Source organism: Pseudomonas sp. GW821-FHT10B02, assembly GCF_059415665.1.
The window spans coordinates 1-8,795 of the sequence record NZ_JBWKNR010000033.1 but is presented as its reverse complement, the minus strand read 5'-3'; the positions used below and the strand labels follow the sequence as shown (position 1 = coordinate 8,795).

Below are 8,795 nucleotides of genomic sequence, written 5' to 3'. Positions count from 1 at the left end.
CCCCCAGAGCCGCCGTTGCCATCGCCCCCAGAGCCGCCGTTGCCATCGCCCCCAGAGCCGCCGTTGCCATCCCCTCCAGATCCATCCCCGGTAGAATCTTCAGGACAACCAGGAGTCGTAATGCCATCTTCACATGTAAATGAATCAGATCCTGAAGGTGTTAGAGAGTAACCACCCCAACCCAGTGGCAATGTATTTGACGATGTTACATTGCAAGTTGTACCGCTATTAATAAACTTATAGTTACAGTGACCTGTGCTTGAAGATATGAGATTGCCGGACTCATCCCAAGACAGCGCAGTATCAGCATAACAAGAATGGGAGAACTGAGGTTTTTTGTAGCTGCAGCCCTTAATAGGGGTACTATTAGAGTAACAAGCAGTTTCCGGGGTTCTATCAGCGATGTAAACAGTATTAGGAGCAGTCTGAACTAAACTAGAGGAAACACCAGAAAGCAGAACAGTATCACCTTCTATGCATTGAGGCTTAACACACTCGCGACTCTCACGGTCATAAGTAGAACCCTCATCACATTGCTTCTCGGCATAAACATAAAAATAATATAGGTTAGTATCTCCAGGTTTAGCGCTGTTATATGCGCACTGCCAGGTGGTACTGTCTACCTGATCAGTAGAAGCGACACCGCCAATAAAATGACCGAACGCACTATCACCAGATGAATGAGAAGGCTCAGATATATTTGTATAATCAGTATCAGATTTTACTCTGCAAAGATTATAAATACCTGCTTGAACATTGGTGCCAGAAGCAATTGTCTGAGTAGTATTAACAAAGGATTGATAAAACCAAATCTGATCTCCCTCGGCGGAATATGCAGAAGTCGAGTTGAAAATAAATAAGAAAAGTAAAATTAGTTTGAACATGGCTTATCCAAACAAAAGAATGATAATGGCTACAGTAAAAACAATCAGGTAAAAAGCATTCGGATCAAACATAATCGCAGACCAAAAAAAAGGGCCGAAGCCCGAGTGAGAGAAGACGCGCCGGCGGGCAGGCTCCGTTGTCGCTTTGCCCTAGCCGGCGCTATTTCATCACAGCAGCTTGCGGACGTACTTATAACCAGCGATAGCGATATAAACGCCGAAAACAGCAAGACCAACAATGGCAACATCAGCCAAAGTAGTGTCGAGTGAAGAAACATCAATTGCAGCATGAGCACCAGAAGCCAACATCAAAGTTAAAGCCGGAACAGCAAAAAGCGCCTTCAATTTATTCATGAATAAGCTCACAAAAGTTTTTTTAAGACAACAAAACCAAAGACCATAAAGAAAATTCCAGCAACAGAATCCTTAAGTACTAAATAGTCTTCGGAGCTGAGTTGTTGCGATGCAACAAGTTGTTGAGCTGTAAGAACATGTAATCCACCACTACATGACGGAGGGTTCGTCAAATTGGACCACTGACCTTCACAGCCCAGGAATGTGATCACGCGGCCTGACCGATTTTCGAGAGCTTGGCCTCCGAAAGCTTCAGCTCCATGTAAGGACGGTTTTCCTTAACCGAGAACGCGGCCGGCACATCGTAGGTACCAGGGTTCAAGGCCTTATCGGAGAACAGATCACAGGCCTGGGGATGACGTACGCCAGGGAGCATCACGTAGCACGCCAGAATGAAGTAGGGGGTGTTCGACTTCGATACGCCCGATTTCTTAATGCCTTCGATTTCGACCTTGAGGTCCATGCTTGGTAACCTTTCGTTGTGTTGGTGTGTTTTCGTGTCACAGGGTCCGCCGTGATCAAGACAAATCCTAACACGACAACACTAAAATGCAACAGCACCACAACACTAAAACACGTTGAGCACTTTGATGCACCACATTGGGTGGTGGCACACAGAAAGGGATCGCAGAATGACCAAAGAAAGACTGAAGAACGTCGGTATCACCACTGAGGTCTGGAAAGAACTCAAGCTGATGACCATCGAGCGTGATTGCACGATGGATGAGGCGGTGGCCGAGCTACTGAAAATAGCCAAGGAGCAACGCGAGAATGAAAGAGCAGCTGAGCCAGCTGGAAAAGCACGCAGAAAGCCGGGGTCTGAGCCTGCATGAATGGATAAGGGAGGTTAGAAGCGAACTGACGAACGAACCAGGTATGAGCGAAACAAGGCACCTACTGGGGACGTCTTCAAACGCTGAACACCTAAGCTCCTCGATTGCTCAACACCGGTCCGGCAAGGCCATTACCATGGGGATGACAATCAATGAGAAAAAGGTCTGACAAAAAATGTGCAGGAAATGCCTGTTTTAAGGCTTGATAGAACCTCTGAAAGCCCCGTTTCATATGGGTTTCAGAGGTTCAAAATATGTGCAAAAAAATGTGTAATTTCGACTCAAAAAACGGCCCGCGGCATGAGTTTTTCACAGCGCTAAACAGGCAAGCGCGTCCTCGATCACCGATGAAGCCAGCGCAGTATATTCAGGAGAACCCTGGACCAATCCTGACATTCTCAGAGCGGTCTCGTAGACCGCTACGAGCGCTTCATAAGCACCAGAATCATCGACCAGCTTCCACTGAACCAGATCAAGCCAGAAAGGCGCCTGAACATAGCTTTCAGAAGCTACGGGCGTGCCTGCCCGCCTCGCTGTGAGCGCCTTACTGGTTAGATGCATCGGCACATCACGAACAGCAGGCCTCGGCTCTTGCTGTACAGAAACGATCGCCGCGGCTGTTTCGGGTTCAACCTGAACAGAAGTAGATAGTGATTTCAAAAGCAGCTGAACACGGTCCCAATCACCTGTATCGGCGATATCAAGCAGCTCAGCCTCTGCCTTAGCCTTATAGATCGATCGCCACTCGTCAGCCGTCAGAAAGCCCAGTATGTCGGCGGTTTCTGTCTGCTCCTCGGCTATCTGCTCATCATCTTTTTCATCGACGCCGGCCCAGTCTTTAAGCCCGGGTGACCAGTAGAGTTGCCGGCAACGAAGATCACGCATGGTCAACGCGTATTCGAGGTAATGCCGGCGGCCTGACTGGTCATCACGCATGAGAAAATCATGTGGATGACACCCCTTGAATTTGTTCTTGGTCTTGGCCTTTGAGCTGGCCATCTCTCGATCAGCACCCCAATGACGGGAGCCATCTTGCTTGGCCAGGTAGTCACCAGTCGTGACATTGAAACGGACGTCACAGCTATACATCCGAAAGCTGCGCATCTTGACCAGGTCGGTCGGATCGATCAGACCAGCCTTGATGCAAGCCTTCTCCCAGCGCGATTTAACGAAGTCCAGGAACGCTTCACGCTCGGCCTTTTTCAGCGGTCGTACAAACCACAACTCATGGGTATGCGGGTGCCAACCATTTTGCCCATGGGTGACCTCGAGCGAGCGGATAAGCCCCTTGTAACCGAAGCGCTTACAGAACAGCCTGAAGCTATTGCCCTCACGCAGGTATTTAAAGGCCTCACGCTGTTTGAGAATCAACGAGCGCAGCACATCGGCATGCATGTGGGGAAACGTGAAAGTCACCATGGCCGGTGCGTGCTTGCCTTCACCGTAAGCGTGATCGATCGCTTGGGCTATTTCCTCTCGCCGCCGCTCCTGGATCTTGGCCGCGCATACAGTGCATGCCCAAACGCTGCCACAGGTAGCCAGGCCACCGTAGAAAGCTTTCTGATGCATAGCACTACGGTGAACCTCTACAAAGGTTCCTATGCGATTGTGATGACAGGCAAAAGTCCGGTGAAATTTGTCGTACTGCTTGATCCCAATGGAAGCGGATTCGCGAGCGAAAATTTCCCGACTTTTTGCCAGAGCGAAAAACCGTTCAGCCCTTACAGCACGGGCCTTAGCGGTGTTTTTGGCATCCTCACAGGTGGTAGAGGATTTCGCATTTATACCAAGGGCCGCTTTCGCGGCCTGATCAGCACCCGCCACAGGTAGCCGATCAGAGGGGTCTAGAGCCCCCTCAACATCTGAGCTATGATGCATCCACGGCCTCCGAAGCCGAAAAACCTCCCTAAGCCGCCACAGCTTGTACAGGGGGGTTTTTTTTTGCGTCCGTTTTCTTATCGAGACCGATTAAACCACATCGGTCGTGTTCTTGTGTCCAACAAGATCAAGATCGCCGCCGGCGGCCCTCCGGGAGCTCTCGGCGAGGCCAGGGATGCAGGGGGAAAAACGCCCCCTACATCCCAGGCAAAGAGTAATTTCAATCGGGGCATGGTCAAGGGTTCGCTTCGCCCGGGACTCCGTTCATCGCGACGGTAAGGCTGTCACGATGAGCCGGGGTCGCGGCCCCTGACCTAGACCAAAATGAATCAGCCGCGGGAAGAAAGATCAGCGTCTGGTACCGTTTCAGGTTCTACCTGTTTCTCAAACCACTCGCCAAGGTCCTTAATAGATCCGGGCGTTTTGGTACCTTCGACAGCAGCTGCAAAAGTCGGCGAGGACGGTTTTAGTACCTCAGGGTTAGTACACCCAAGCAAGGCCAAAGCAGCACTCTGAGCTTCATCAATCACACGCTCTGCTACCGCAAGTTTTTCCTTCAATTCAGCCAATTCAGCGCTCTGTTGCTCTACTTGTTGAGCGAGGGAAAGGTATGCACCTGCAGCAGCCATAAAGGCCTTGGAAGCGGTACCACACCCAGTGGATTCCTTCAGCAGAGCCACCAAGGAATCAGGAACATCTTGGATCTTGACCAACATCGTATTCACCAATAGTCATTCAAATTTCAGGGCTGCCCAAAAGGGACTTCAACCAATTCAAAACGCTGATGGTGGGACGCTGCTTCTCCACCCGGATGGTTAATGCGCCAAGCTGACAAAAGGTCATAGTAAACATGCAAGTGATCATCACCATTGACAATGTAATCAACGATTTGCGGTTCAGTTATGTGGTAGTCGATGACTTCATCTCGCCAGCACTCAGCCTGAACTCGGTCTGGAAAAGTCCGTAAGTAGGATGGCTTTCGGTCATGGCAATTGGCTGAGGTGGCAACGACCAGGTAAACACTGTTTTGGACTTTACTAATCATTGGAGTAGGTGCTCTATGCTATGACCGTTTGGTACCATTTACAGAGGCGTGTCTATCTTCTTCATGGCTAATGGTACCAATCCAAGAATTATTGCACAAGCATTTTTGGTACTATTTCAGACGCTCAGAACCAAGCGTCTTAGGTATTTTTAGTACCATTTCAATAAACACCATAATCCAGCCTCACAAGCAGATCGCTCACGATCTCAAAGCCAGACTCATCGGCAAGCAGATCCAAAGGCCGGCGCCGATCGAGCGCAATAGCAGGCTTCAATAGCCACTGAGCAGCCAGCTCAGGGTCACCGAAAACGGCTTCAGCCGCGGCAAAGGTCTTGAGAAGCACAGAACATGCATAACTACCTGATTCACAGAAAGATTCCGCATGCGAAAACTTTTCCGGGCTCAGGAAGCGCTTGAGCAAGGCTAATCGTGCATTTCTGTCCATACAGTCGATCTCCCGCTTCATCACAAAAGCTTACGAACGCGTTCCCAATCTATGATGGCCTGCCATTGGATACGCATTCCGGCAAGGACAGAGCAGCCAACATAGAGAACAGTCTCATTAGACACGGCACCACCAGCAATGAGCGCGGTTGTCATCATTTCCAATGCCATCAGCAAGCAGCCAATACCGAGGAGCGACGTCATTACAACGACCAGGATATGAATCATGGAAGAGCGTAGGGTTGGGATGGTAGGTTCATTCATCTTGAAAATTTCCTTAGCTATTAGAGATTTCTACTCAGGTCGTACGATCGACCTGCAGGAATATCAGGACCTGCGTGCGGCTCTTCTCAGAGGCATTCGAGCGCATGAATTTGGGCAAAAAACTGAAGCCACGACCAGAAACGCTGTCCTTGTTCTGATCCAAACCACCAAGCACGATTAGGTCACCATCACGCGCCTGGACGACTGTCGAAAGCTCTCGTTTAGAAAGCGTCGGGGAGTCAATACCAGACGTGTCGTTCGCCTTGAAATCAGAGATCTGCTGCTTGAGCTCAAGCTCAATACGATTCTTCATGATCGATGGCTTGAGCTGGAAAATAACCCCAGCAGACCGGTACTTGATTGACTGTTGAGCGTTGCCTTGATTATCGAAGCTGGTTGTCGACAGGGTCGGTACTTCCTCACCAACCTCAACCGTACCTGTCTTTCCGTCCTTTACCCGGAGCACCGGCGACGAGACAACCGAAAAACGGCTATCACCAGAAACCGCTGAAAGAATCGCGGAAAAATCACCAGTAGCAATCTTCAGAACACTTTCACCAGGTGGGAGCAGTGACGTGATCCCGAGGTTCAACTTGCCCGAGAGCGCACTCAAGGCAAACTCAAAGGTGTTGCCTTCAACCTCGCTGGATGTGAACTCAACAACAAGCACTTTTGCCTGAACCTCAGCAACTGCACGATCAAGCGACTCCAGGACAAAAAGGGCTTTCTCGATGCGTTCTGGATCACCAACCAAAACGACCACATCGCCGGCATCAATCTTGGTACCGAGCAGCTGATTAGCTACGGCCTGAAGGCTAGCAACCGTACGATCGTGTGGGACATAGACCTGAAAATCAGTGGCTGGCTGCAGCTCATCAGACATAAGAGAAGGCATCGGGCCAATCGAGCCAGGCGGGCCGTCAAAGTTAAGGCCAGCAGCTGCTGACCTCTGAGCCCTCTTAGACAATGAGAAGTAAACAAGACCGTCTGGTGTCTCTGTTTTCTCGATTCCGGCTCGGAGTAGGACAGAGTCGACCGTGCCCTGAAGCTTTTCAGCTGGCCACTGATCAACATCAAACGTAACCAATGGTGGGTTAGCGATGACAGTCGGGTCTACCGCATAACTCTTGCCGAGAATGTTCTTGTAAGTGGCAGCCAAAAGTTGAGTTGCAGGTACCTGATCAAGCCGAAAAGTAAGACCACCAGCTGAAGCCGAACCACAGACCAGGAACAAGATGAAAACACCAATGAACCTAGTCATTTTCGGTACCCTACGGCTCCTGGTCGAGCCAGAGTGGTAGGGCTGCTATCAAAGCTTCCATTCAATGCATAGGCGCGGCACAGCTCAAAAGAAACGTCCTCCTTCGTGCCTTGCTGTGTAAAACAACCACAAGCAATGGAAGGACCATTGGAAACAAGAACCTCCAGTTTTGCTGGATTACGTGAATTGTAGTCTTGGTCATTACTTAGAAAACACGTGAGCTTAGGAGCTACGGAAGGAACGGTAAGAGCATCGTAAATCGGAGCAGAAAGCGGAAGTCCCTCGACCCGAGGTGTGTAGATTGAAGGGTCCGCAACGCGACCTGAACCGCTCATAAGCACCGTACGTGGAGGAGATTGTGTAGCCGAAGGATCATCAACCTTATGCGGAACAACAGTTCGCTCACCTAAACTGTCGTAGTATGAATAACACAAATAAACGAGTGCTATGACCAGTATAGGGAGAGCCCAGACAACAAAAGGAGGTCTGAACTTCATGTTATGTGCGACAGCGGATTTATAAAGACCGAAAAAGGCCTTATCAATCTTAATAATTGTTCTTCGACCAAGCTTAAGCTGTGATGGCTTGTCTTGATCTACGTATTTATCCATCTCATAACGAGAAACACGATTACCGTTCCAGAGACGCATATAGAAAATATGACGCCCAGCAAGCCGACGCACATGAACATCTAACATGGAACCATGCTGGGTAATAAGATGAATATCCCAACCTTTATGCCTGTGAGTCTCAAACTCAGATAGATGAGGTGGCATAGGTTGTCGTTTATCCCTATCACCAAACCAACCCTGAGCTTCATCAATTACAATAATAGAATTTTTGGGAAGCTCATACCAAAGCATCGGGTCATCAAACTGATTCCAGGTCGCCTTTAGCTTATCGGTCTGAAGCTCATTGATATTATGGTAATAGACAGGTCTGCCAGACGAAGAAGCTTCTTCGTCGATTTCCTTAAGAGAATTAAGAGTTTTAGATGCCCCAGGCAATCCAGTACGCAAAACAAGCATGATTAGAGACCTGTAAGTTTGGTTTTGGTATCAGTAAGCTTATCGATCCCCCTAAGGGTCAACTTAGTTGTAATGGCTGATAAAACGATATTAACCGCAACATCAAGTTTGATAAGCCCCATGAGTTGCTGCAGCTCCATAGGAAGACCAAGTATGTTATTAATGATCACATCTGTTGCCTGAGTAAGAACTAGGTTTATTCCTACGTACGAAACAACCCCAATACCAAGAGCTTTCAAAACCATCTTTACAACAGGAACTGCAGCAGTAACAAGAGCCCAGATGATTGCCATTGGCATTAGTTCACTCCTTAAATATGATCATCAGTGCAAGAAGTGTTGCGCTTAAAATCAGAAAGCCTGCAAAAACACTTGCATAATCACAGATCAAATCGAATCCAAGTTCAAAAGTACCGAAGGAAAGGTTCATAACCAACGGCGCAGGGCATGCCTCCGGCAGAAACCTAGCCCGTTCAAAAAGGGAGGTAACCGCAACGGTTTTTTCCTCAAGCTCGAACTTGTCACCAGAAAGCAAATTCGCAGCAGCAGCTTCATCGCGGGCAGTAAGACCAGCTAAAGCACAAGCAGACTTCTTTTGCTGAGAAAGGATCGCACACTGAATAGCATCACCAGAGCAACTCAAAACAGCATCACATGCAGTACCAGAAGCAGAACCGCCGGAATTAGAGCCGCCGTTGCCATCGCCCCCAGAGCCGCCGTTGCCATCACCCCCAGAGCCGCCGTTGCCATCGCCCCCAGAGCCGCCGTTGCCATCGCCCCCAGAGCCGCCGTTGCCATCCCCTCC

At 49.3% G+C, this 8,795-nt stretch carries 11 protein-coding genes and 1 pseudogene; 1 reads left to right on the top strand and 11 read right to left on the bottom strand.

What is annotated here, in order from left to right; translation table 11 throughout:
- From AC07OF_RS25735 to AC07OF_RS25725, 3 genes and pseudogenes are all read right to left on the bottom strand, one after another.
- Positions 1 to 884: pseudogene (locus tag AC07OF_RS25735) on the bottom strand (hypothetical protein); the annotation flags it as partial.
- 168 nt (positions 885 to 1,052) lie between these two features.
- Complete coding sequence (locus AC07OF_RS25730; protein WP_495073683.1) at positions 1,053 to 1,238, bottom strand: major capsid protein; 186 nt, start codon at positions 1,236 to 1,238, stop codon at positions 1,053 to 1,055.
- A 208-nt stretch (positions 1,239 to 1,446) separates the two neighbouring features.
- Complete coding sequence (locus AC07OF_RS25725; RefSeq protein ID WP_495073682.1) at positions 1,447 to 1,701, bottom strand: hypothetical protein; 255 nt, start codon at positions 1,699 to 1,701, stop codon at positions 1,447 to 1,449.
- Between the two features lie 169 nt (positions 1,702 to 1,870).
- Between AC07OF_RS25725 and AC07OF_RS25720 the strand changes: the two genes are divergently transcribed.
- Positions 1,871 to 2,071 (top strand): hypothetical protein, encoded by a 201-nt coding sequence (locus AC07OF_RS25720; RefSeq protein ID WP_495073681.1) that lies wholly within the window; start codon positions 1,871 to 1,873, stop codon positions 2,069 to 2,071.
- Between the two features lie 309 nt (positions 2,072 to 2,380).
- Here AC07OF_RS25720 and AC07OF_RS25715 read toward each other — a convergent pair whose 3' ends face one another.
- The 8 genes from AC07OF_RS25715 to AC07OF_RS25680 all read right to left on the bottom strand — a co-directional run.
- Complete coding sequence (locus AC07OF_RS25715) at positions 2,381 to 3,949, bottom strand: protein rep (RefSeq protein WP_495073680.1); 1,569 nt, start codon at positions 3,947 to 3,949, stop codon at positions 2,381 to 2,383.
- 329 nt (positions 3,950 to 4,278) lie between these two features.
- Positions 4,279 to 4,665 (bottom strand): hypothetical protein, encoded by a 387-nt coding sequence (locus tag AC07OF_RS25710; RefSeq protein ID WP_495073679.1) that lies wholly within the window; start codon positions 4,663 to 4,665, stop codon positions 4,279 to 4,281.
- A 489-nt stretch (positions 4,666 to 5,154) separates the two neighbouring features.
- Complete coding sequence (locus AC07OF_RS25705; protein WP_495073678.1) at positions 5,155 to 5,439, bottom strand: antitoxin Xre/MbcA/ParS toxin-binding domain-containing protein; 285 nt, start codon at positions 5,437 to 5,439, stop codon at positions 5,155 to 5,157.
- 20 nt (positions 5,440 to 5,459) lie between these two features.
- Positions 5,460 to 5,702 (bottom strand): hypothetical protein, encoded by a 243-nt coding sequence (locus AC07OF_RS25700; RefSeq protein WP_495073677.1) that lies wholly within the window; start codon positions 5,700 to 5,702, stop codon positions 5,460 to 5,462.
- A 34-nt stretch (positions 5,703 to 5,736) separates the two neighbouring features.
- Complete coding sequence (locus AC07OF_RS25695) at positions 5,737 to 6,963, bottom strand: type II secretion system protein GspD (RefSeq protein ID WP_495073676.1); 1,227 nt, start codon at positions 6,961 to 6,963, stop codon at positions 5,737 to 5,739.
- Entirely contained in the window at positions 6,960 to 7,991 is a 1,032-nt protein-coding gene (locus AC07OF_RS25690) for a zonular occludens toxin domain-containing protein (protein ID WP_495073675.1), read from the bottom strand. Before AC07OF_RS25690 ends, AC07OF_RS25695 begins: the two co-directional genes overlap by 4 nt.
- Positions 7,992 to 7,993: 2 nt before the next feature.
- Entirely contained in the window at positions 7,994 to 8,290 is a 297-nt protein-coding gene (locus AC07OF_RS25685) for a DUF2523 domain-containing protein (RefSeq protein WP_495073674.1), read from the bottom strand.
- A 4-nt stretch (positions 8,291 to 8,294) separates the two neighbouring features.
- The coding region (locus AC07OF_RS25680; RefSeq protein WP_495073673.1) for a virulence factor TspB C-terminal domain-related protein at positions 8,295 to 8,795 on the bottom strand (501 nt) is incomplete at its 5' end.

Coding starts and splice junctions, on each gene's coding strand:
- AC07OF_RS25730 (WP_495073683.1), bottom strand. CDS start 1,238: ATGAATAAATTGAAGGCGCTTTTTGCTGTTCCGGCTTTAACTTTGATG.
- AC07OF_RS25725 (WP_495073682.1), bottom strand. CDS start 1,701: ATGGACCTCAAGGTCGAAATCGAAGGCATTAAGAAATCGGGCGTATCG.
- AC07OF_RS25720 (WP_495073681.1), top strand. CDS start 1,871: ATGACCAAAGAAAGACTGAAGAACGTCGGTATCACCACTGAGGTCTGG.
- AC07OF_RS25715 (WP_495073680.1), bottom strand. CDS start 3,949: ATGCATCATAGCTCAGATGTTGAGGGGGCTCTAGACCCCTCTGATCGG.
- AC07OF_RS25710 (WP_495073679.1), bottom strand. CDS start 4,665: ATGTTGGTCAAGATCCAAGATGTTCCTGATTCCTTGGTGGCTCTGCTG.
- AC07OF_RS25705 (WP_495073678.1), bottom strand. CDS start 5,439: ATGGACAGAAATGCACGATTAGCCTTGCTCAAGCGCTTCCTGAGCCCG.
- AC07OF_RS25700 (WP_495073677.1), bottom strand. CDS start 5,702: ATGAATGAACCTACCATCCCAACCCTACGCTCTTCCATGATTCATATC.
- AC07OF_RS25695 (WP_495073676.1), bottom strand. CDS start 6,963: ATGACTAGGTTCATTGGTGTTTTCATCTTGTTCCTGGTCTGTGGTTCG.
- AC07OF_RS25690 (WP_495073675.1), bottom strand. CDS start 7,991: ATGCTTGTTTTGCGTACTGGATTGCCTGGGGCATCTAAAACTCTTAAT.
- AC07OF_RS25685 (WP_495073674.1), bottom strand. CDS start 8,290: ATGCCAATGGCAATCATCTGGGCTCTTGTTACTGCTGCAGTTCCTGTT.